Below are 18,521 nucleotides of genomic sequence, written 5' to 3'. Positions count from 1 at the left end.
TTGAAGAATCGCTTGCTCCTAAAGAGCGCCTACTCCCCGTCGAGTGGGCGCTCTTCTAGTGTCAAACTAATGGAGTTGATGCAGTAGCGCAGGTCAGTGGGAGTGTCATAGCCTTCCCCAGCGAAAACGTGGCCCAAGTGGGATTCGCACGTGGCGCACAGGACTTCCGTGCGCACCATGCCCAGGGAGCGATCCTCGCGCTCAATAATCTTGTCGCCGGCAAGTGGTGAGAAGAAGGACGGCCACCCGCAGTGGGACTCAAACTTTTCTGTGGAACGAAACAGCTCCGTGCCGCAGGCGCGGCAGGAATACACGCCATCAGAAGTGGTATTGGTGTACTCGCCCACGTGAGGGGGTTCCGTGCCGGCCTCGCGCAGGACGTGATACTCCGCAGCGCTTAGCCGCTCACGCCACTGGGAGTCAGTGATTAGCTTGAAATCAGTCATGCGGGCAACTGTAGTACTCTAAGCGCTCACGCCGCCACCACGCGGCAGTGGAGGCGGCAGCTACTACCAGGAGGAGGAGCCAGCCGGCAGTAGCACCAAAGACGTCCATCCACCTGCCGACACTCGGCCACAGGGGGTTGGCCCACGACACAGGAGCCAGGCAGAGGAAAGCCGCCAACCACGCACCCCACGTGTGAAAGACACTGCGGGCGAAGAAGGCGGTAAAAATCCAGGGAAACAGCCACATCGAGTAGTACTGCTGGCCCAGGGAAGACAGGAAAAAGATTCCGGTGAAAATTACGCCGGTACTGGTTAGCGCCCACCACGTTGAATCAGTGGCGCTCCACCGTAGTAACACCAACAGTGTTGCTGCCACCAATGCTGCTGTAGCCGCCCACACTGCCCAATAGAGCCAGGAAGGGGCGTGGAAGTACTCCACCATTCCCGCCCATGAAGAATTGGCATAATCACGGGTGTGCGCCAGATAGGGAAGCAGCTTCTCCCGGTAACCGGCGGTAGCCTCTATCCGCCACAGAGCGTAGACGTTAAGTGCCACCGGGGTAGCCACCGCCCCCGCGAGGGCCCGCCAGTCCTTGCGCACGATAACCAGGGCCAGAAGCGGGGCGAATTGGGGCTTAATCACAATGGCCGCACCCAGGACGAGTCCACCTAGCCAGCCCCGGGCACGGGTGCGCGGGGTGGGTGAAGGGGGTATCGGCAGACTAGCAGTGGTGATGCCCGCAGTATGGGCAGGCAGGAATGCCCACAGAAACAGACACAGAGCCAATAGCAACAGGCCATTGATGTTGGTAAAGGCAAGCGTGTTGGTCACCGATTCTGTGGCGAATGCCGCGGCAATGCTCAGCGGCCACACCGCACCGCGCAGGGGTCGGCCCACCATGCGGGTCAGGATTGCGAGTGCGGCGATGACGGCCAGTGCATTAGCCAGGATGAACAGTCTGCGGGCGGTATCGAAATCCGTAATCAGGCCCAGGGGGCTCAACAACACTGTGGCACCTGGGTTATAGAGGTAGAGCGGATCGACATGATGGTAGGCCTGCTCGTAGACTGGCTGGCCCGCGAGCATTCGACGTACTGCGTTGTAGACCGTGGTGAAATCGTCGGTGGGGGTGCCGGTAAAGGCGACGATGAACACGCGGTGGATAAACAACGCTAGGGCAAGTGGCCAACCGCAGGCCCTGCCGATGCGATCCCACGCCGGGCGCGCGGTGGTAGCTGAGGTGGGGGAGGAGTACACGGACCTACTTTAAGGGCTTAGCGCGCGCCGATAGCGCAGAAACACCGTGCCATCGGCCACCGGTGCTACGTGCTCCAACTCGAACCGGGACCACGTCGGCGTTGCGTGAGAAGTCAAAGGGGTCTCAGCAGCCGCACCCAAGTGTGGGTCTAGGGTGAGGTAGAACTGGTCGATAAGCCCCGCCGCAACCATCGGTCCGAGAACATTGGGGCCACCCTCGCAAGAAATCTTCTCAAAGCCTTGTGCGGCAAGAGCCTGCAGGATCGCGGTGGGCGAGCCATCGCCGCAGTCAATAAAACGCGCCCCTGCTTCGCGCAGGCGCTGCCGGCGGTGTGCGAGATCCTCATTCATCAACGTCTCGTGCGGACAAGCGATGAATGGTTGGGCATGGGTGTTGCTGAATAACCGTGCCTGCGGGCTGAGCTTGAGAGACTTGCTGAGCACGGCAATCGGCGCCGGCTGTGGGCGCTGCGGTGTAGCGGGAGTGCCACCATAATCTTCCGCAACCACCGTGCTTGCGCCCACCAGGACTATATCAGCCCACCCCCGTACACCCAGCAAAAGTGCGGAGTCGGTGGCGTTACCCAATTTTCCCGATGTCCCGTCTAGGGCCGCGGAGCCGTTGAGCGTCATCGCCATGATTGCCCGCACCGTCAATTGTGCAGTGGCGCGCCGATCGGGCGGATACTCCGGGCCTAGAAGCTCGCTGACATCACGAGTCGCAGGGAAGGCTTGCGCAGAAGTCATGGCCCCAAGCCTACCTGGCGGGGTGGGGTGCCCCCTATGGCTTAGGGCTTAAAACTGCTAAGAACGACGGAAAGGCGAAAAGTCAAAACCCCGCTTCCAGCGGAAAGGCTGGTAGCCGGGGTGTTATCAACGTGGTCCTAGCTGGGATTGAACCAGCCACTAACAACCCCACTACCAGGCAAAACACCCCAAAAACTAGGCAATCCCACGACAATCCCACGACATTAAACAGCGCGCGAAATCAGCACATCCATGCTCCGGCCCACCTCGTCCAGGTCCCCATCGAACAAATCAGCATAAATATCCAGGGTCATAGCCGCGCTCGCATGCCCAAGCTGACGCTGAACAACCTTCACATTCGCACCACTAGACACCATCAACCCAGCCGCAACATGCCGCAAACCATGCGGAGTCACACGCGGAAAATCAGGATCCGCCTCCTGAACCCTCCCCAACGCCCGGTAATACCAATCCCCACTAGACGGCAACCGCAACGGCGACCCATCCGCACGCGCCCACAGCAACGCATCCGGCCCCTTACCCTCAAGCAGAGGCCTCAACCGCCCCATCACCACAGCCGGAACAGCCACCTCGCGCCGCTCATGCGTCTTAGGCGTACCAATCGCAATCTCAGACCCAATCGTCACCGCATTCCGCTCCACCGAAATACGCTGACGAACAACATTGACATCACGCACACGCAACGCCGCAGCCTCACCCCAACGCAACCCCACCGTACCCAGCAGCCACACCAATTCAGAATGCTTTGAACACTCACCCGCAAGCCGCGCCAGCTGCCCCGCCGTGAGATACACCTTCGCCCCCCGGGGCTTCGAGGGCAGGCGGACCCCACGCGCCGGGTTCGCCTTAATGCGTCCGTCCCGCACTGCCATGTCAAGAATTTGGGCAAGCAGCGCGTGGGCTTGCCGTACCAGTGACGCGCCGCGGCCTATGTTTGCCACCCATGATTGCACTTCAGACGGCAGGATGTCACCGATTGGGCGTGTTCCCCATGCGGGGTGTACGTGGTTGCGCCATATCTGGCGGGTGTTGTGCATGGTTTTGGGTTTGAGGTGGGTTTGCATGCTTAGCCATTGCTCGCCTAGTTCGCCTACGGTGATTGTGCCTGCGTTGGGGTCGACCCACCCGCCGGTGTGTATGGTGGCGGCGTTGGTTTCTGCCCAGGCTTGGGCTTGGGCTTTGGTGCGGAAGCCTTGTTTGGTGCGGCTGCGTCCGTCGGGTGAGCGGTATTGGACGCGCCAGGCGTGGCCTGTGGCGGTGGCGTATTTTTTGATGCATGCCATGTGGTATGCTCCTTTGGTGTTAGCCAGTGCTGAAAGATTGCGCAGGGCGACAATTTCCGGGACTGGTAGACGCTAATGAAACGGCGGATGCCTGGTTTCGTGTCCCGTTGGGGTTGGCCCCCGGGCGGGTGGTGTTTTACGCCTGAAATGGATGGTGTTCATGGCGTGGGTTGGTAGGCCCGGCACCACTTGCCCGGGGGTTTGTTCTGCTGGTTAGCGTCTGAGTTGTGTGGGGCTGCCGGGCCGGGCCGCGTGCCAGGCCTTGACTTCTGCGGCGTCCCAGACGGGTGTGCGTTGGTCAAAGTGGGCGATGGGGGCAGGTGTGCGGCCTTGGGCGGTGTAGGTGGTCCAGGTGGAGGGTTTGATGCCGCAATGAGCGGCGCATTCTTTGACGCGCCAGAGTTCGCGGCCGGTGTCTGCGTCGGTGATGATGGGGCGCATTAATGGGTGTCCTTTCGGTTGTGGTCGATGGCAAGCCCTAGGGCGATGAATGCCGGGAAAAAGAAGGGGGAGGCCCCGGCGATGAGCATGATGGTGGCTACGGCGAGCCCTGTGAGAGTGAATTGCATGGCGGTTTTCCTTGTTTGTGGGGTAGGGTGGGGGGTTGCCCCCCGGTTCTGAATGATAAGGACATTTAGAACCGGGGTGGTCTTAGTTCCTGGTGTCGAGCCAGATGATGATCATCATGATTAGTGAGAGTGTGGCGATGATGTTGGCGTACATGGTGTCACCTCCTTTCGTTGGGTACACACCCATAATAGCGCACTAGGCCGCTACTTGTCAAATGGAATAAAGGCCCGGAAAGTAATCGGTGGGATTACAGCCGGTTACCCGGTTATCCAATTGCTCGCTGCGTATTGGGTAGACTCAAGAACGCCAAACACAAGGAGGTGACACATGAACCACCAGGACACAGGCGATACCAGATCGCTCAATCTTGTACTCAACGGAACACTGCAAAGCATGGACGCACAAACTGTCCTCAAAGGGCTTGAATTACTAACAAGTCTAGTGGCAGGGTTCACCGACAAGCCCGTAAAAATGGGCGCCCTTGAAGAGGGAAGCTCCATAACTGGAGTCATCGTGTCACCCAAGGTAGAGGCCGAAATTTTGGCTGGGATTGCCCAACTTCGCGATGGAGAAGCTATTCCAGAGAACTGGACACTCAAGCAAGTCCAAAATGTACGCGACCTGACCAGGCTTGAGTCCAAGGCAGGCGTGACAGGAGTCAAACTGCACCCATCATATGGTTCAGAAAGCGTAAGCCTTGACGCACCATTGCGGGATGCCATCGACGGCATAGTGAAGAAAATCCCCCTTTCCCTTGGCTCTGTCACGGGCGAGTTGTATCACTACTCGGCCAACAATGGGAGATTTCGGGCGAGGCTGCACCCCTCCTCTGGCGGCCCAAAGGTGAATATCAGCTTCACTGAGGAACTTGATGAGGAACTTCGCAACGGATTGCGCCAGAAAGTCAGCATTTACGGCATACTCAAACGGCACCCTGAAACCCACGTTATTGAAGAGATCGATGCACGCCGGATAGAGATTCGCGAGCCCTCTGGCCCTGCTCGCCCAGGTCGCGGGATTTGGAAAGACCTCAAGGACCAAGGCGTCACGGTAGATGGCCTGATGGGCGCAATTCGAGGCGAAGACAGGGGCGGCAGAGAACATGGCTAAGCCTCTGGAGGTCATCAAGGTTGCTGTCGACACGAGCCTGCTACTGAATATGTTTCTCGATGAAACGCCCTCGTACGCTGAGCGGACAGAGCGGGTATTTACTGATCCGAAGTACCAGGTCTACCTGCCTACGTTGGTTGGTGTCGAGACAATAGCGACGCCAATCATGCGAGACGGCCAACAAAGCGCCCCTATCTCTAGTGCTTACATCGATGAGGCGGAGCAGTTCCTTAGAGCGGCTGACGTTATCTGGGTTGAGCTTGATGAATTTGCGATGCGGCGAGCGCAGAAGCTCGGCCCGGAGAGAATGATTAAGCCTCAAGACGTTGCTATTCTCTCCTGCGCTATCGAAGCTGAGTGTGAGTATCTTTTCACCAAAGATGAGAAGCTTATTCGTGCGGCTTCAGGGTTGGAATGTATCGAGGTGTGTTTTCCTCCTGAGTTGGGTCCGTCTCAGACGTCTTTGGAGTTGCCATAGGCCGCTTTGTGGGTTGCGGGGGTCTCCAACCGCAGCACCAAAAACAGCCCGCAACCACCCACCCCCACTAGCACACGACAAAACCGCCACTACTCACGACGCGGTAACTGCGTAACAGACGCCAAACCCGGCCCATCCCTGCGCCCAGCATGCGCAATCCACAACTCAGGCGGCTGATGAATCATACTCTCAAGCTGTACTTCCACAGGTTCCCGTGTCCGCCACCCCCGCCCACTCAACTGGATAAACAAAGACCGATACCGATCATCATCGATAACGCCCAAATCGCGAGCACGGCGAACGAGCGCCTGGATAGAAGTACCCCATTTCGACTTAACAGCGGCATAACCATTCAGCGTCAAATCTGCAGTTAGCAAGTCACGCATAGGTCCAGCAGGCATAAGGAAAGCCGCCGCAAAATCATCAGCCTCAGCCTCTTTATCCTCGAGAGACTTCACCTCGTCGTTTGTGTGCAGCAGAACATGCCCCAACTCGTGGGCTGCGGAAAACCGAAAACGATCCCCCGGGGTGCTGTAGTTAAGGGTTGTCACTAACGCGTGTCCGGTCTGCGCGGGTGTGGAAATTCCATCAATCTTGTCTGCGGGAAGTAGGGGGTTAGCCAGTGCTGTGACGATGATCCCCAACCGGTCCATGCAGCGTGTGACATTGCGGATAGGCGTATCAGGCTTAATTCCGAGTTGGGCGCGGGTATCGGCGGCAATGGCTTCGATGTCTTTGGTGCTTCGTCGGGTCGGTGTTGGGGTGCAGGGGAACTCCTGAAGGGGGTTGGGTTGGTCTGCGTAGTGTTGTTCGATGAGGCCGAAGGTGTGGGCGGCCATGGTGGCTTGGTTTTTGGTGAGTTTTTTGCGGCGGAAGTTGAGTTGGTTCGGTTGGTAGGTGATTTCCGGTTTGTCGAAGTAGTCGGCAGGCAGTCGGAAGTACATTCGGGCGGTTACGATGTGGTTGGTGGTTAGTTCGCGGTCTCCTCGTTCGATCATGGATAGGAGTGGTTGCTTGATGCCGAGGATGTTTGCGAAGTCGCCTTGGTTCATGCCGTTGATGAGGCGGAGGGTTTTGAGGCGGTGGTTTGCTGTGGGCATGGTGCCTCCTTGTGGTGGTTAGGAGTGTTGTGCGTGGTCGTCGGTTTCGATGTCCCAGTCGAGTTCGTTGGGGTCGAGTTCGGCGATTGTGGGGTAGGTTTCGCTGTGTTCGATGAGTGGGAAGCTTGCAGTCCAGTGGTTTTCGTCGAGTTTGTAGCCTGGTTGGGCTATTTTGATTCCGAGGGGGAAGGGTTCTAGTGGTTCGTGGTTGTCGTCGAGTGGGGGTAGGTCCCAGATGAATGCGATTTGTGTGGGTAGGTCTGCGCGGAATTGTTGTGCTGGTTTGGTGAACAGTGCTAGTTGTTGGTTTCGTTGTTTTTGGTGTTGTTTGGCGTATTGGCCGATGCTGCTGCGTCGGCGCCAGATGAGGTCGGCGTTGTGTGTGGTGGAGTGGTAGACGAGTCGGTTTTTGGTGTAGGAGTTGTTGATTCTTGTGAAGCTTCCGAGTTGTTTGGGGAGGTGGTGTGCGAATGCGTTGAGTATGTGGGTGCGTTGGAGGTGTCGGTGGTTGAAGGTGCCTGTGAGTGGTGATTTCTTCATGTGTTGGAGTCCGGTTGTGCATGCTGTTTGGAAGTCGTTGTAGTGCGGGGTTAGTTCGTTGTGGAGGTGTTGTTTCATTTTGGGCCTTCCGGTGTTTCGGGTTGGGGTGAATTATCACTTAGTATAACAAGCGGTGTTATAAAATCACTAAGAGTGATAATATCACACGGAATGATACATTCGCCCGCCACAGGAACGACCTAACCCCCACCCCCACTAGCACACCACACGTGTGATACTGGGGCACAGTAAGGGGGCACGCAACCAAAACCCAGGGGGCTAGCACGGGATGGGGTATCACCGGGACGGCAAACCATCATCGTCCGAAGAATCAAGCGGGAGAGCAGAGTGCTATGGGTTGTCTTCCTCCATTCGAGTGACCCGGTCACGGCCATCGTTACCAAGGTCGATGAGCTTAGAAGCTGGTAGGGAATCGATGGCCAGTTGAAAAATTAGTTCCTCCGTGCTGGCCGAGGTGAGCAAACGGCCGTCACCGTCTACAAAATCAAGGGCTTCTTCAACCGTAATTTTTCCTAGCTCTACAAGTGCGTGGATAGGGGACATTTCTAGTTCGCGACTGATAACGATGAGCTCATCGGCAGAAAGTCCATCATTCACTCTATTGGTGGCAGTGCGGCGTGACACGCCCAGGATTTCGGCGATCTCAGTGACGGTTACCCGTCGCTTTGCCATTGAGGTAAACCAGTCCGTTTCTTTGCTCATAGCCTAAACCATAGTGGGTTATTTTCTACCCGTCAAGGCGTGAAGTACCTGGAGCAATGGGAAATTTAATGCCAACACGCCGGGTAAAGACTTGCGCAACATGGTGGACGTGGGTTAAATTTTGCTCATACCGACAGAGTAAAGGAGTTTATGAGAATGTTTCTTCTCAGTCTTGACGAAATTGACCGAGTGAAGCGTGCTCACAAGATTTCTACTTTCGTTGAACTTGAGGCCGTCACTGGCGTGACCCGCAAGACCTGGCGTGAGGCACTTGCGACTCGTGACCCGAAACCTGCGGTACTCCAAGCACTTGCAAGACTCGGAGCACGGCCCAACCGAATTCTCGTCAACGACTGCACTGAAATCCCGGCAGCTTAACCCACCCCAAAGGAGACATCACAATGAGTATTGAACCGTTTAATTTCCAAGGCAACCAAGTTCGTGTCCTCATAGCTGAGGATGGAGAACCACGCTGGATCGCCAGCGATGTTGCCAAAGTGCTCGGCTACCGCATGGCCCCGGACATGACCCGCTCGCTTGATGAAGATGAAAAGGGTACGCACATTATGCGTACCCCTGGCGGTGACCAGCAAGTCACTGTCATCACTGAGTCTGGTCTCTACTCCGCTATCCTCCGCAGTCGTAAGCCTGAAGCTCGTGAGTTTAAGCGTTGGGTGACTCATGAGGTGTTGCCGTCGATTCGTAGGCGGGGTGGGTATCTCACTCCGGAGGCGGCGGAGCAGGCCTTGACGGATCCGGATTTTATTATCCGGTTGGCGACTGAGTTGAAGCAGGAGCGGCAGGCCCGCGCGGTGTTGGAGCAGCAGGCTAAGGCGGATAAGCCGAAAGTGTTGTTCGCGGACGCGGTATCCACCTCCACAACAACGATCCTGGTTGGTGACCTTGCGAAGCTTCTCAAGGGTAATGGTTTTGAGGTTGGGCAAAAACGCCTGTTTGCCTGGCTGCGTGAGAATGGCTACCTCATTAAGCGTAAGGGTGCGGATTGGAATATGCCCACCCAGCGCGCCATGGAACTCGGCTTGTTCAAGGTTAAGGAAACCGCTGTCACGCACTCTGATGGGCACGTCACAGTGTCAAAAACACCGAAGGTAACCGGCAAAGGCCAGGAGTACTTTGTATCCCGATTCATGGACGGACGATTCACCCTCACCACAGAGCAGGCAGCCTAGATGCCGTCGAGTATTTGCCTCAACACCCATGAGGCGTGCGGATTGTTGGGAGGTGATGTGTGATGTCTTCGATTCTCATTGTCGTTAACGTTTTGTGCGCGGTTGTCGCTGTTGCGGCTGCGATCTATATCAAGCATTTGGATTAGCAGCTTCGGTCTTTTTGACCTGGTTGTTTCCATCACTGTCTATCCAGTGGATTTCGTACATGCCACTGTATGGGAGGAGTACTTCATGTTCGTCACCGTGGCCCATGGTCTGCACCGTCTCGGCGCTCATTCGGACGGCTTGTTCAGGCATGGTTGGTTGCAGTTCTACATTGGTGATGGTTTCACCGGTGTGGTTGGTGATTACGTAGAGCCTGCCTGTGGTGCGTCTGAGGAAGATGTTTCTGCGGTTTGCCGCGTCGTGTTTCTTGGCGAGGGCGGTCATGGTTTCTTGTGCTTCGGCAAGTTTTCGTTGTGCTTCAGCGGCGATTTCGGCGCTGCGGGCGGCACGCGCGGAGCTTTCGGAGGCTTCTTGTTGGGACTTGGCGGCAGCTTTGCGGGATTTCGTAGCTTCCACGGCTTGCCAAGCCGCGAAGATTGCGGCGGCGAGGGATATTGCGGTTGTGATGATGGTTGTGATGTCCATGTATTGATTATCGCCTGTTGCGAGCGGATCCTTGTAATGGTCACGGTGACCAATTGGCGGGTTGTTCAGTATCGGGTTAATTCACTCCCAATCACCCGGTACACCGATTTATTAGATAGGAAGGAAACCATATGAGTTGCAAGGTTGAGAAACTCAACGTTGAGGGCACACCAAGTGGGGTGAACATTGACGTTGATGATGCCCCGGAAGGCATCCATATCGAATACAGGATTCTGCCGGATGTGCTGGCAGCAATCTGCGCTGAAACCCTAGGCCGGGCAACGGCTGGGAATGTGGGCCCAACAGCCCAGATGATAAGCCCAATCGAGGGCGTGAGGATGTACCGCTACACCACCGACGATGATAGTGAGCGGGTAGCGATTCATCTTCCACCTGGCGTGAGTGTGATTGATCTGTCCCTTGCAGAGACCATGCACACGGTTGATGAGTTAACGCAACTCGTCGGCAAGCTTTCGGGCTAGTCGTTCGATCTTCTTGGCTAGCGCTTGCGGGTTGTCGGCATTGTCTTGGATACGCCGGGCAAGTCGCGCAATGGTTTCACAATCATCACTTTTGGTGCGGGATGTGTAGGCACCATTTCGGAACTCCATTACTCATTCACCTCTCTTTCTGGGGAAGTATCCCCAGGTCAGACTAATCGAAAGGACTGCGGATCGTGTTTATGCAGCATAGGAATTTTGATGTCAACGCCAAGGACGGCTACGCCACGATTACGGATTGCGCCGGTGGGCGTGTAGTACTCGGTGCGGATGATATCCGCATGCTGGCCCACTGCCTGGACATGGCGTTGTACAGCCTGGCATTCGACCGGGAGAACACCGATGTTTAGGTTCGTGCCGTTGACCAGTGGGCCTGATTCGCAGAACGCCCTTTCCTTCCCTGCTGTGCATAATTCGGGTCTAGGGCTGCGGGGTAGTGAAACTGTCTACGGTGGCATGGATGACTTGTTCAGCGTTGGCCATGCGCTCCATCAGAGGGAAGATACTGTAACTGTGCGGGGCGTTGTCCGCCCAGTCGGGTATGTCGAGTTCGATTGTGCGCCGGATTGTTATGTGATCATTCGTGCCGGGCATGGTGATGGGGTAGATGGGGATTGTGATGGGTTGACTGTCCTGGTTGTGCCGGATGTAGATGCTTCGGCGGTTGTTGTTTCCCACACGGTTGAGGTCGATCCGGTTGGTACTGCTCTCAAACTTGATGTGCTTTACTCGCCAGACCAGCAGGTGAGTGTGCCGGTGTCGGTCGAGGCGGGCCAGGTGGTGTACCCACCACAGGGCGCTACCGGTGTGGCCTCCGGTCGAGTGGTAGGGCTGCGTGTGTTCGATGGCTATTTGGTGCCGGTTGGCCAGCCGCTTTATGTCCCGGTTGGTGTCGAATTGGCCCCTGCTGGTGGTGATGGGGTAGGTGAGCCTGGTTGCGTTCGGTGGCGGGTTAAGGCCGGTGTCCTCCATCATGAGCTGGTAGTACAGGCCGTCGAGGGCGGCGCGAAGATTGTAGAGCCACTCTCCGAACAGGATGGAGGCGGCGTGTGGGAACGGTGCGGTTGCGTGAAATCTGATGATTACGTGGTCGTGGTGTTCTTCGATGCTTGTCGCAATCGGATGTTGGTTCAGGTATTCGGTTTGGATGGTGGCGAGTTCGTCTCGGTGCGTGCTGGCTCGTTGGATTCGAGTGTGGATGATGTCGAATTTGTTGCTGGTCATGGGGATTGATTGTAGGCGGGTGTTGTGAGTGTGGTTGAGCGTCTTTGTGTGAGTTGATTTTTGGCCTGATGGTGTAGTTGGGGTTCGATTCCCCAGCCGGGCACGGGGCGCTGTTGTGCCTGATTGTTTCGACACCGTGACTATAGGTGTTGGGGCGTGGTTGTTTGAGAACTCGATAGTGGAAAGTCTGGCAGCTATTTCTGCCAGCGTCATGGAAGATACGGCCTTGCGAGCATGGTGCTTAGATTGCGACGACCAAGGCAAGCCCAAATGGGCAGGAACCCCGCCCCGTCATAGGTGGGAGGGAACAGGCATGACGTTAAACCCTGCTTGTGTAGCTCAGTTGGTTAGAGCACCCCGCTCATAACGGGGAGGCCCCCGGTTCGAGGCCGGGCACAAGCACCAAGGGGCGCCAGGATTGCGCGCCCCGAAAAACAGAATCTGTCCCCCCGCTTGTGCGAGGGGTGAAACTTAAGAGAGAGGATGATGATTGCGATGGAGTGGAACGCGAAGACGATTATCGTTCTGGGCGTGGCCCTGTTGTGGGGTCTGTTGTTGGTGTGGTGGGTAAATAGGGCCATCCGGGCCAGTCACCAGGCCGGGATAGAGTCTGTGTGTACTTCTTCCACCGGCCCAGAGGCACACGTGTTTGGTGAGATGCTAGCCACTTCGAGACCTCCGAACTCGTGGCTGAACCCAACCGGCGTAGTCTTAACCTCCACTCAACCGCCGGATAGTACTTCCAGTGCTCCATCACCGGAGCAGAAGAATCACAGTAATGGATCCGGTGCCCCTGCGAGCGAATGCCAGACCGGGACGGATAAGCAACGCTCCATAGGAGAAGAATCTGATGAGGATGCGCTCGAAGAGGGCCACAGTGTGCCGTTGCTCCAGGTTCAAATACTGGGATTGTCTGCAAGTGTTCATGTTCGCTTTCATCGGCGTAAAGGGCAAACACGTGTAGTTGGTAGTAAGGCGCAATCCCGGTGTTTGTGAGTTCAATTTTTGGTGGGGTGCTGTTGTGTTTGTTGATGATGATGGCCCTCGCGTCTGCCCTGGTCCTGTCAAGGATGTATTGCTTGCGAGCGAGGGAGATGGTCAGCGGGGCAAACCCAAGGCTGATGATGGCGATTAGTAAATTCCAGTCCATGGAGTATGAAGCCTAGACCAGCGGCAGGCGGGTGCGAGCCCCGCGCTAGGCACGAGGGGTGCACAGCACGCTTTACCCCGTGTCCCCATTGTGTGGGGGCTGCGTGCTGGGGTGTAGGGGTGTGTGTCGCTTTTCCCGGCGACGTCAGTGAAGGGGAATGCGGGTAAGGATGAACGGACACGAGTCGCCCGCCCCCTGCACACCCATATCAGCATGTAGCAAGCCCCCTGAACGGTGGATGAGGGGTGGTGCTGTGTGCCCCGATTGTATGAGTTTTCCCCCCAAGAGATTAAGGAAACAACCGATGGAATCACGTGATTCTTGGCTGCGTGTGAAGGAGGCAGCCTCTTACATGAACATTCACCCCCAAACCTTGTACACCCTGTTGCAGCGTGGTGAGGTGCGTAGCGCACGCCGGGGCCGGACCTACCTCATCCGGCGTGAATGGTGCGACAACTACCTAGAAGCGACGGCGGCATGAGCCACGGCCTACATCCAAGACAACACCTAACCGACGAAAGGATAATCATGAATAGTATTGATGACCTCACTCCTGAGCAGCAGGAACGTTATCACGAGCTTGCGGACCATTGGGAGTACATCACAGGGCAGCTCGACATCCCCTACCAGCCGATCAGCATTGAGCCTGCCTGGTTTGATGGTGATCCCGTCACAATCAGCGCCGTATCCAGAAACTGGGGCCCGCGCATCACTTTCCGATCCTTCATTCCTGCCGCGACCCCCAACGCTTGCAGTGAATTCCTTTTGATAGAGGACGGTGACTTCCGCTACACGCTAGAAATCCGCCTGAACACAATCGGTGTGGAGCGCGGCATCTACCTGGCGAAGAAGGCCCTGGCGTTGTTTCGTGCGGAGCAGGTGGGGCGCTAATGGACTTGCAGTATGTTCGCACCCGGCCTGACGCTGTGGACCCTGTATGCGCGTCGAGTGGGGCGGCGGGGGTTGACCTCGCAGTCCCGGAGGCGGTAACCGTACCCGCCCGGGGCACTGCCGTCGTTGATCTGGGGTTGGCTGTGGAGGTCCCCGATGGGCATGTGGGCTTGCTGTTGCCGCGCTCATCCCTGGGGTTCCTCTATGGCATCACCCTAGCCAATACGGTGGGGGTCATTGATTCCGATTATCGGGGGCCCTTGCTGGTGAAGCTGCAAAACAACACCATGAGCCCGGTGGAGTTTGGGACTGGGTATCGGATTGTGCAGCTGATGATTGTGCCCATCGTGGCGGCCGACACATGGCAGCAGGTAGACGAGTTACCCCCAACCATGCGGGGGGCCGGTGGTATCGGCTCCACCGGAACACACTAAAAGAAAGGCGGTTTGTTGTGAAATCGTATGTTCCCCATGGGCTTACGTTGGCTGAATTGGGGATGTTGACGGTGGTGTTATCGACGATTAAGGCCGATATTTTGCGTGGTGTGCCCAGTGGGCGGGCCATTGACCAGGCCTTAGCGGAGATTCCACGGCTAGCTTTAGCGGCCAATCATCAGCATCGACTGCATAGCCAACAGGTTGCCAGTCATTCCGGCTAGGGACCCGACGGTAAACGGGTTGAGCCAGTCCTGGCGGATTGTGGTCCATGTGGAGGGGGTGTGTTGGTCGGATTGTTCTAGCAGGGCAATGGTGGCGGCGAGGTGAGTCCAGGCTTTTTCTAGCTCAAATTCGCCTACCTGGTCAAAGTTGTTTAGGCACCATTCCACGTGGTTGGTGATGTTGTTGAGGTAGCGGGCCAGGTGCGGATCCGTTGTTGCGCTGCTCGCGGTGGTGCGGATGCGGCCCAGGAACTCGCGCATAGCGGGCTGGATGCCGTCTTCAAGGACGGGGATCTGGTTTTGCATGAGGTCTGCCAGGCTTTGTAACAGTCGCAGGTCTGATGGGGCCAGGGATTCGTTTTGAGCATGTTCCCAGCCGTGTGGGTAGAGGAACAGTCCTAGTGTCCACCGGTCGAGGGCGTCCCACCACATGGCGGACGCTTGCCCACCGGCGGCATCGTAGCTGGTGAGGTATTCGCGGATAGCTTCCAGGTGCATGGTGGCTATGCGCAGTTCGTGCGCTAGCTGTGCTTGGGAGTCTTCACCGTCGCTAAGGCGGGAGAGTTTGGCTGCGCCATTGTTATCCCAGGCGGCTAGTTGTGCGTGAAGTAGTTGAGCGGGGTTTGCCATGGGGTTTATTTTATCCCCCTTCGTGTTGGGCCCCGGATAGTAAGAAGAAAGGTTATCGGCTTATGGCGCGTGTTGTGCCTGTGACGGAGATGTTGGCCCGTTTGGGGCGGATGGAGGGGGAATTGCTGGCTTTAAGCGAGCTAGGTCCTTATGTGCCCGATGGGGTGCGTAGTGAATTGCGGCTGGCCGCCGCACAAGTTCATGCAATCAGCGCCGGTATTCGGCGCTTTCAAGAAAGGAAATCGTGATGATTACGAGTAATGACTACCGGGGCGTGAATCCGCGCCGTATGGCGTGGCTGGAGAACCAGAACCGGGCCCTGTTGAAGCAAAACGCGGGCCTGAAGCGGTTTGCTGTGCTGACGTTCATCTTCGGGTGTTTGGTGACGTTCATCTTCATGTCCGTGGTCACCATGGAACCAGTATGGATTGATCAGGTGGCGACGGCATGTGTGGGGTAGGTGGTTGGGAGCAACTCAACATAGATGACCGGTGGCAGGTTGCCCGCCGGTTTGATGATGCTGTGGCTGAGTTTGCGGATGACTGGTTTGATGTGGTGCCCCAATCGGTCCAGGACCACATCATGGGCCTGTATGACGTGATGGATGCGGAGTGCGCCAAGTTATGACCATGCGGATAGAAGACCTCGACGGTGGGTTGGTGCTGGTCCATTGCGGGCCATTGACCCAGGTTGCTGTGGGTAGGGAAAATGCCCGGGACATGTTGCGAGTCGTGGAGCAGGCCCGGGCCAGGTCCCTGTGGGGCCAGGATTGCCATTTTGAGGATTGCCCACGCCAAGCGGTGTTTGAGCCTTTGGAGGGGTTGAAGTTTTGTGTGGAGCACGCCCAGAACTTTGCGGTGACCATGCGAACCAAGAACACAAACAACAGGAGGAGGAGTGCGTGAAGACGTACACGCCGGAAACGCAAGATGATTGGTTGGCGTTTCGTAGGGCCAGGCTCACAGCCACAGAAGTCGCAGGATTGCACCTAAATCGTACGGTGCGCCATTGGCAGAACCTGCGCGACGAGAAAGACACCGGGATAAAGGCCATGACGGGCAATCAGTACACCGCATGGGGTCATGCGCGTGAACCGGAGATCGCCGCCATAGCCCAGGGTTTGGATTCACGCCTGCTGTATAACGATAACCCCCAGGTCATTGTGATTAACCCGGATGATGACCGCCTGTGTGGCACCCCGGACCTGTTCAGTGATGAGGATGGGGTCATTAAGGTCATTGGGGAGTGCAAGACGTCCAAGCATGAGTTTATTGGCGGGAAGTTTCACCCGTGGTGCCCGGACCAATACTATCTGCAATGCCAGGCGAATCTGTGGCACACGGGGGCCGAAGCATGCATCTTGGTGGTGGAGTACTACCAGGAAGATGATGGCCGGTTTGTGCCGTATCGGTGTGAACGGCGGGTGATTATCCCCAACCAGGAGGTCATCGATGCCCTGGCGGCGACGGCACGGGAGTGGTTCGCGTGGGTGGAGCAAGACACCCGGCCCGGGTGGATGGGTGAGGACTTGGGCCTGGATGGTCTTGATGAGCTCACCGGCCTGGTGGAATCATTGGCGCGGGCTGATGAGCACGCCAAGCACTACAAGGCCATTGCTGATAAGGCCAAGGCTGACATCATCGCTTTGACTGGTGGGGCGCATGCTTCCACAGTGGCCGGATACAAATTGTCGGTGAGTCAGGTTGCGGAATCAACCACGTTTGACACCACCAGGTTTAAAAAGGACCACCCGGATTTGGTGGCCCAGTACCAGAAGAAAAAGGCCGCATACACCACTGTGCGACTGACGAAAGGAAAGGACTAAGTGCGATGGAACAACCCATTGGGGCCATGGGGGTTGATCATGAAACCGAGTGATATGCCGCCCCGGCGCAGCGTGTACGAAAACCCCATGGATGAGACCCGCGAGCTGCGCATGCTGGCTAACCAGGCTGTCATGGTCATGAACCAGCTCGTTTCTGCTGGCCTGTCGGAGGATACGGCCTTGGAATTGACGATTCACACATTGAACCGATTCGACGGAGAGGAAGAATACTAATGTCGAACACTGAACTAGCCACCACCAACAACAACACGCTGACGGATATGGTGGGGGTGCCGGAGTTGACCAATGATAGTGTGGCGGACATCGTGCGCCAGGCAGAAGGCATGGAAGCAGCCCACCGGTTGGCCAAGGTGCTGTGCAACACGGAGATGGTGCCCGCCGGGTTTCGCGGCAAGCCGGATGATGGGGCGGCCGCAATCCTGTACGGGGCTGAAATTGGCCTGAAACCACAGCAGGCCCTCCAGCAGGTGTTTGTTGTCCATGGCAAGCCCGCTATCTATGCCCGCACCATGGTGGCACTGTTGAAGGCTAAGGGGTACCGGTTTTCTACGGTGGAGTCCACCGATGAGGTTGTCACCGTGGAGGGGGTAAGCCCGCGGGGCGAGCAGGAACGCTCATCGTGGACGATTGAGCGCGCAAAGAAGGCCGGGTACACCACGAACAAGAAGTACCTGACGGACCCGCAGGCGATGCTGTACGCCAAAGCGGCGTCTGAGGTGTGCCGTAAGTTGGCCCCGGATGTGCTGCTGGGTATCGCCTACACCCGGGAGGAATTGGAGTTGGAGCCGGTGAAGATGACGGCGGTTCGTACCGACCAGCCCACGGCGTCGGCTGCTGCGGCCCCGGTGGAAACACAGGGGCGGGACTGGTTGGGTGAGCTCGCTGCGGTGGAGGATATTGCCGGATTGGAGGAGCTGATGGGGCAGGTGCGTGATGCTGGCCTGCCGGATGGTGAGTATAAGGAATTGGCGGCGTTTGCTAATTCCCGCTGGACGGCCCTGTCCACGCCAGAAGATAAGGGGCAGGCTGATGGCTAATCATGTGGTGATTAGTGGCAATCTGACTGAGGATCCGGTGTTGCGGTATACCAGTGATGGCACTCCGCTGGTGTCGTTTACGGTGGCGCATAATCAGTCGCAGTGGGATGCGTCGACGAATTCGTGGGTGCAGGACCAGGATGGTGCGGTGTTTGTGCCGGTGACGTTGTGGCGTAAGAAGGCTCAGAATTTTGTTGAGGCTATGCGTGGTGGGCGTCGGCCGGTGATGGTGTCTGGCAAGTTGGTGTTGGACCGGTGGCAGGATAAGGCTACGGGGGCGAAGCGGTCGCGGTTGCGGATTGAGGCGGTGGATGTGGCGGTGCTTCCTGCTGCTGCCTCTGGTGGCTCGCAGTCTGTGGGCTCGCAGTCTGATGGTGGCGGCGGGTCGGATTCTGGTGGGTGGGGTGAGCCTGCCCCTGTTGGTGGCCAGTCTGGTGTTGGTGGGTTTGGGCAGGGGTCTGAACAACCACCCTTTTAGCCACCATTTTC

The 18,521-nt window shown here is 57.1% G+C and carries 29 protein-coding genes and 1 tRNA gene; 18 read left to right on the top strand and 12 right to left on the bottom strand.

All coding sequences use genetic code 11. The features are described from left to right. Positions 1 to 29 precede the first annotated feature (29 nt). From msrB to G7Y31_RS11995, 6 genes are all read right to left on the bottom strand, one after another. Positions 30 to 446 (bottom strand): peptide-methionine (R)-S-oxide reductase MsrB, encoded by a 417-nt coding sequence (gene msrB / locus G7Y31_RS06935; RefSeq protein WP_165006487.1) that lies wholly within the window; start codon positions 444 to 446, stop codon positions 30 to 32. Next, positions 439 to 1,704: a glycosyltransferase family 87 protein gene (locus G7Y31_RS06930; protein ID WP_235923082.1), complete on the bottom strand. Its 1,266-nt coding sequence runs from the start codon at positions 1,702 to 1,704 to the stop codon at positions 439 to 441. The genes msrB and G7Y31_RS06930 overlap by 8 nt, the downstream gene beginning before the upstream one ends. Before the next feature lie 9 nt (positions 1,705 to 1,713). Further along, positions 1,714 to 2,451 (bottom strand): pyrimidine reductase family protein, encoded by a 738-nt coding sequence (locus G7Y31_RS06925; protein WP_165006484.1) that lies wholly within the window; start codon positions 2,449 to 2,451, stop codon positions 1,714 to 1,716. Positions 2,452 to 2,675: 224 nt separating this feature from the next. Beyond that, a complete protein-coding gene (locus G7Y31_RS06920) occupies positions 2,676 to 3,755 on the bottom strand; it encodes a tyrosine-type recombinase/integrase (RefSeq protein WP_165006481.1) in 1,080 nt (359 codons plus the stop codon). 213 nt (positions 3,756 to 3,968) lie between these two features. Then, the gene (locus G7Y31_RS06915; RefSeq protein ID WP_165006478.1) at positions 3,969 to 4,196 is read right to left on the bottom strand and encodes a helix-turn-helix transcriptional regulator; all 228 of its coding nucleotides are present in this window, start codon (positions 4,194 to 4,196) and stop codon (positions 3,969 to 3,971) included. Then, positions 4,196 to 4,324: a hypothetical protein gene (locus G7Y31_RS11995; protein ID WP_268896617.1), complete on the bottom strand. Its 129-nt coding sequence runs from the start codon at positions 4,322 to 4,324 to the stop codon at positions 4,196 to 4,198. Before G7Y31_RS11995 ends, G7Y31_RS06915 begins: the two co-directional genes overlap by 1 nt. Positions 4,325 to 4,652: 328 nt before the next feature. On the opposite strand from G7Y31_RS11995, the gene G7Y31_RS06910 reads away from it, so the two are divergent. Both G7Y31_RS06910 and G7Y31_RS06905 read left to right on the top strand, forming a co-directional pair. Further along, complete coding sequence (locus G7Y31_RS06910) at positions 4,653 to 5,435, top strand: hypothetical protein (RefSeq protein WP_165006475.1); 783 nt, start codon at positions 4,653 to 4,655, stop codon at positions 5,433 to 5,435. After that, positions 5,428 to 5,913 (top strand): type II toxin-antitoxin system VapC family toxin, encoded by a 486-nt coding sequence (locus G7Y31_RS06905; RefSeq protein WP_165006472.1) that lies wholly within the window; start codon positions 5,428 to 5,430, stop codon positions 5,911 to 5,913. The genes G7Y31_RS06910 and G7Y31_RS06905 overlap by 8 nt, the downstream gene beginning before the upstream one ends. Before the next feature lie 89 nt (positions 5,914 to 6,002). On the opposite strand, the gene G7Y31_RS06900 is transcribed toward G7Y31_RS06905, so the two are convergent. From G7Y31_RS06900 to G7Y31_RS06890, 3 genes are all read right to left on the bottom strand, one after another. Next, positions 6,003 to 7,013: a helix-turn-helix domain-containing protein gene (locus tag G7Y31_RS06900; RefSeq protein WP_165006470.1), complete on the bottom strand. Its 1,011-nt coding sequence runs from the start codon at positions 7,011 to 7,013 to the stop codon at positions 6,003 to 6,005. An 18-nt stretch (positions 7,014 to 7,031) separates the two neighbouring features. Beyond that, entirely contained in the window at positions 7,032 to 7,553 is a 522-nt protein-coding gene (locus G7Y31_RS06895) for a hypothetical protein (RefSeq protein WP_165006467.1), read from the bottom strand. 351 nt (positions 7,554 to 7,904) lie between these two features. Continuing rightward, on the bottom strand, positions 7,905 to 8,276 hold the full coding sequence (locus tag G7Y31_RS06890; RefSeq protein ID WP_165006464.1) for an HTH domain-containing protein: 372 nt from the start codon (positions 8,274 to 8,276) through the stop codon (positions 7,905 to 7,907). Between the two features lie 156 nt (positions 8,277 to 8,432). Between G7Y31_RS06890 and G7Y31_RS06885 the strand changes: the two genes are divergently transcribed. Together G7Y31_RS06885 and G7Y31_RS06880 are read left to right on the top strand one after the other, a co-directional pair. Further along, a complete protein-coding gene (locus G7Y31_RS06885) occupies positions 8,433 to 8,654 on the top strand; it encodes an XRE family transcriptional regulator (RefSeq protein WP_165006461.1) in 222 nt (73 codons plus the stop codon). A gap of 23 nt (positions 8,655 to 8,677) precedes the next feature. Next, the gene (locus G7Y31_RS06880; RefSeq protein WP_165006458.1) at positions 8,678 to 9,466 is read left to right on the top strand and encodes a phage antirepressor; all 789 of its coding nucleotides are present in this window, start codon (positions 8,678 to 8,680) and stop codon (positions 9,464 to 9,466) included. A 129-nt stretch (positions 9,467 to 9,595) separates the two neighbouring features. Here G7Y31_RS06880 and G7Y31_RS06875 read toward each other — a convergent pair whose 3' ends face one another. After that, positions 9,596 to 10,096, bottom strand: a complete 501-nt coding sequence (locus tag G7Y31_RS06875) for a hypothetical protein (RefSeq protein ID WP_165006455.1) — start codon at positions 10,094 to 10,096, stop codon at positions 9,596 to 9,598. Between the two features lie 131 nt (positions 10,097 to 10,227). Between G7Y31_RS06875 and G7Y31_RS06870 the strand changes: the two genes are divergently transcribed. Together G7Y31_RS06870 and G7Y31_RS06865 are read left to right on the top strand one after the other, a co-directional pair. Then, positions 10,228 to 10,578 (top strand): hypothetical protein, encoded by a 351-nt coding sequence (locus G7Y31_RS06870; RefSeq protein ID WP_165006452.1) that lies wholly within the window; start codon positions 10,228 to 10,230, stop codon positions 10,576 to 10,578. A 194-nt stretch (positions 10,579 to 10,772) separates the two neighbouring features. After that, entirely contained in the window at positions 10,773 to 10,946 is a 174-nt protein-coding gene (locus G7Y31_RS06865; protein WP_165006450.1) for a hypothetical protein, read from the top strand. Positions 10,947 to 11,016: 70 nt separating this feature from the next. On the opposite strand, the gene G7Y31_RS06860 is transcribed toward G7Y31_RS06865, so the two are convergent. Next, positions 11,017 to 11,820: a hypothetical protein gene (locus tag G7Y31_RS06860; RefSeq protein WP_165006448.1), complete on the bottom strand. Its 804-nt coding sequence runs from the start codon at positions 11,818 to 11,820 to the stop codon at positions 11,017 to 11,019. Positions 11,821 to 12,148: 328 nt separating this feature from the next. Here G7Y31_RS06860 and G7Y31_RS06855 point away from each other — a divergent pair. The 5 genes from G7Y31_RS06855 to dut all read left to right on the top strand — a co-directional run bounded on the left by G7Y31_RS06855 (position 12,149) and on the right by dut (position 14,295). After that, a tRNA-Met gene (locus G7Y31_RS06855) sits at positions 12,149 to 12,225 on the top strand. Positions 12,226 to 12,812: 587 nt separating this feature from the next. Next, complete coding sequence (locus tag G7Y31_RS06850) at positions 12,813 to 12,986, top strand: hypothetical protein (RefSeq protein WP_165006446.1); 174 nt, start codon at positions 12,813 to 12,815, stop codon at positions 12,984 to 12,986. A 288-nt stretch (positions 12,987 to 13,274) separates the two neighbouring features. Beyond that, complete coding sequence (locus G7Y31_RS06845) at positions 13,275 to 13,451, top strand: excisionase family DNA-binding protein (protein WP_165006443.1); 177 nt, start codon at positions 13,275 to 13,277, stop codon at positions 13,449 to 13,451. A 47-nt stretch (positions 13,452 to 13,498) separates the two neighbouring features. Further along, positions 13,499 to 13,861, top strand: a complete 363-nt coding sequence (locus G7Y31_RS06840; protein ID WP_165006440.1) for a hypothetical protein — start codon at positions 13,499 to 13,501, stop codon at positions 13,859 to 13,861. Further along, positions 13,861 to 14,295, top strand: coding sequence for a dUTP diphosphatase (dut, locus tag G7Y31_RS06835; RefSeq protein WP_165006437.1), 435 nt, complete (start codon positions 13,861 to 13,863; stop codon positions 14,293 to 14,295). The genes G7Y31_RS06840 and dut overlap by 1 nt, the downstream gene beginning before the upstream one ends. 164 nt (positions 14,296 to 14,459) lie before the next feature. Here the strand turns inward: dut and G7Y31_RS06830 are convergent, their stop codons facing one another. Beyond that, on the bottom strand, positions 14,460 to 15,149 hold the full coding sequence (locus G7Y31_RS06830) for a hypothetical protein (RefSeq protein WP_165006434.1): 690 nt from the start codon (positions 15,147 to 15,149) through the stop codon (positions 14,460 to 14,462). Positions 15,150 to 15,396: 247 nt separating this feature from the next. On the opposite strand from G7Y31_RS06830, the gene G7Y31_RS06825 reads away from it, so the two are divergent. From G7Y31_RS06825 to G7Y31_RS06795, 7 genes are read left to right on the top strand one after another with little or no spacing between them, the layout of a single operon-like run. Continuing rightward, entirely contained in the window at positions 15,397 to 15,609 is a 213-nt protein-coding gene (locus G7Y31_RS06825) for a hypothetical protein (protein ID WP_165006431.1), read from the top strand. Next, positions 15,597 to 15,776 (top strand): hypothetical protein, encoded by a 180-nt coding sequence (locus G7Y31_RS06820; RefSeq protein WP_165006428.1) that lies wholly within the window; start codon positions 15,597 to 15,599, stop codon positions 15,774 to 15,776. Before G7Y31_RS06825 ends, G7Y31_RS06820 begins: the two co-directional genes overlap by 13 nt. Further along, entirely contained in the window at positions 15,761 to 16,054 is a 294-nt protein-coding gene (locus tag G7Y31_RS06815; protein ID WP_165006425.1) for a hypothetical protein, read from the top strand. Before G7Y31_RS06820 ends, G7Y31_RS06815 begins: the two co-directional genes overlap by 16 nt. Further along, entirely contained in the window at positions 16,051 to 16,974 is a 924-nt protein-coding gene (locus G7Y31_RS06810; protein WP_165006422.1) for a YqaJ viral recombinase family protein, read from the top strand. Before G7Y31_RS06815 ends, G7Y31_RS06810 begins: the two co-directional genes overlap by 4 nt. 39 nt (positions 16,975 to 17,013) lie before the next feature. Beyond that, positions 17,014 to 17,208, top strand: a complete 195-nt coding sequence (locus G7Y31_RS06805) for a hypothetical protein (RefSeq protein ID WP_165006420.1) — start codon at positions 17,014 to 17,016, stop codon at positions 17,206 to 17,208. Further along, a complete protein-coding gene (locus G7Y31_RS06800) occupies positions 17,208 to 18,032 on the top strand; it encodes a hypothetical protein (RefSeq protein ID WP_165006418.1) in 825 nt (274 codons plus the stop codon). The genes G7Y31_RS06805 and G7Y31_RS06800 overlap by 1 nt, the downstream gene beginning before the upstream one ends. Then, the gene (locus G7Y31_RS06795; protein ID WP_165006416.1) at positions 18,025 to 18,510 is read left to right on the top strand and encodes a single-stranded DNA-binding protein; all 486 of its coding nucleotides are present in this window, start codon (positions 18,025 to 18,027) and stop codon (positions 18,508 to 18,510) included. The genes G7Y31_RS06800 and G7Y31_RS06795 overlap by 8 nt, the downstream gene beginning before the upstream one ends. The last annotated feature ends 11 nt before the right edge of the window (positions 18,511 to 18,521 follow it).

The organism is Corynebacterium lizhenjunii (assembly GCF_011038655.2).
Taxonomy (GTDB): Bacteria; Actinomycetota; Actinomycetes; order Mycobacteriales; family Mycobacteriaceae; genus Corynebacterium; species Corynebacterium lizhenjunii.
The sequence above is the reverse complement of the archived record's forward strand: the minus strand, read 5'-3'. Positions and strand labels throughout refer to the sequence as shown.

What these genes read in the sequence shown, in the direction of transcription:
- msrB (WP_165006487.1), bottom strand. Translation starts at nt 446, where the DNA reads ATGACTGATTTCAAGCTAATCACTGACTCCCAGTGGCGTGAGCGGCTA.
- G7Y31_RS06925 (WP_165006484.1), bottom strand. Translation starts at nt 2,451, where the DNA reads ATGACTTCTGCGCAAGCCTTCCCTGCGACTCGTGATGTCAGCGAGCTT.
- G7Y31_RS06920 (WP_165006481.1), bottom strand. Translation starts at nt 3,755, where the DNA reads ATGGCATGCATCAAAAAATACGCCACCGCCACAGGCCACGCCTGGCGC.
- G7Y31_RS06915 (WP_165006478.1), bottom strand. Translation starts at nt 4,196, where the DNA reads ATGCGCCCCATCATCACCGACGCAGACACCGGCCGCGAACTCTGGCGC.
- G7Y31_RS11995 (WP_268896617.1), bottom strand. Translation starts at nt 4,324, where the DNA reads ATGCAATTCACTCTCACAGGGCTCGCCGTAGCCACCATCATGCTCATC.
- G7Y31_RS06910 (WP_165006475.1), top strand. Translation starts at nt 4,653, where the DNA reads ATGAACCACCAGGACACAGGCGATACCAGATCGCTCAATCTTGTACTC.
- G7Y31_RS06905 (WP_165006472.1), top strand. Translation starts at nt 5,428, where the DNA reads ATGGCTAAGCCTCTGGAGGTCATCAAGGTTGCTGTCGACACGAGCCTG.
- G7Y31_RS06900 (WP_165006470.1), bottom strand. Translation starts at nt 7,013, where the DNA reads ATGCCCACAGCAAACCACCGCCTCAAAACCCTCCGCCTCATCAACGGC.
- G7Y31_RS06895 (WP_165006467.1), bottom strand. Translation starts at nt 7,553, where the DNA reads ATGAAGAAATCACCACTCACAGGCACCTTCAACCACCGACACCTCCAA.
- G7Y31_RS06890 (WP_165006464.1), bottom strand. Translation starts at nt 8,276, where the DNA reads ATGAGCAAAGAAACGGACTGGTTTACCTCAATGGCAAAGCGACGGGTA.
- G7Y31_RS06885 (WP_165006461.1), top strand. Translation starts at nt 8,433, where the DNA reads ATGTTTCTTCTCAGTCTTGACGAAATTGACCGAGTGAAGCGTGCTCAC.
- G7Y31_RS06880 (WP_165006458.1), top strand. Translation starts at nt 8,678, where the DNA reads ATGAGTATTGAACCGTTTAATTTCCAAGGCAACCAAGTTCGTGTCCTC.
- G7Y31_RS06875 (WP_165006455.1), bottom strand. Translation starts at nt 10,096, where the DNA reads ATGGACATCACAACCATCATCACAACCGCAATATCCCTCGCCGCCGCA.
- G7Y31_RS06870 (WP_165006452.1), top strand. Translation starts at nt 10,228, where the DNA reads ATGAGTTGCAAGGTTGAGAAACTCAACGTTGAGGGCACACCAAGTGGG.
- G7Y31_RS06860 (WP_165006448.1), bottom strand. Translation starts at nt 11,820, where the DNA reads ATGACCAGCAACAAATTCGACATCATCCACACTCGAATCCAACGAGCC.
- G7Y31_RS06845 (WP_165006443.1), top strand. Translation starts at nt 13,275, where the DNA reads ATGGAATCACGTGATTCTTGGCTGCGTGTGAAGGAGGCAGCCTCTTAC.
- G7Y31_RS06840 (WP_165006440.1), top strand. Translation starts at nt 13,499, where the DNA reads ATGAATAGTATTGATGACCTCACTCCTGAGCAGCAGGAACGTTATCAC.
- dut (WP_165006437.1), top strand. Translation starts at nt 13,861, where the DNA reads ATGGACTTGCAGTATGTTCGCACCCGGCCTGACGCTGTGGACCCTGTA.
- G7Y31_RS06830 (WP_165006434.1), bottom strand. Translation starts at nt 15,149, where the DNA reads ATGGCAAACCCCGCTCAACTACTTCACGCACAACTAGCCGCCTGGGAT.
- G7Y31_RS06825 (WP_165006431.1), top strand. Translation starts at nt 15,397, where the DNA reads ATGATTACGAGTAATGACTACCGGGGCGTGAATCCGCGCCGTATGGCG.
- G7Y31_RS06820 (WP_165006428.1), top strand. Translation starts at nt 15,597, where the DNA reads ATGTGTGGGGTAGGTGGTTGGGAGCAACTCAACATAGATGACCGGTGG.
- G7Y31_RS06805 (WP_165006420.1), top strand. Translation starts at nt 17,014, where the DNA reads ATGAAACCGAGTGATATGCCGCCCCGGCGCAGCGTGTACGAAAACCCC.
- G7Y31_RS06800 (WP_165006418.1), top strand. Translation starts at nt 17,208, where the DNA reads ATGTCGAACACTGAACTAGCCACCACCAACAACAACACGCTGACGGAT.
- G7Y31_RS06795 (WP_165006416.1), top strand. Translation starts at nt 18,025, where the DNA reads ATGGCTAATCATGTGGTGATTAGTGGCAATCTGACTGAGGATCCGGTG.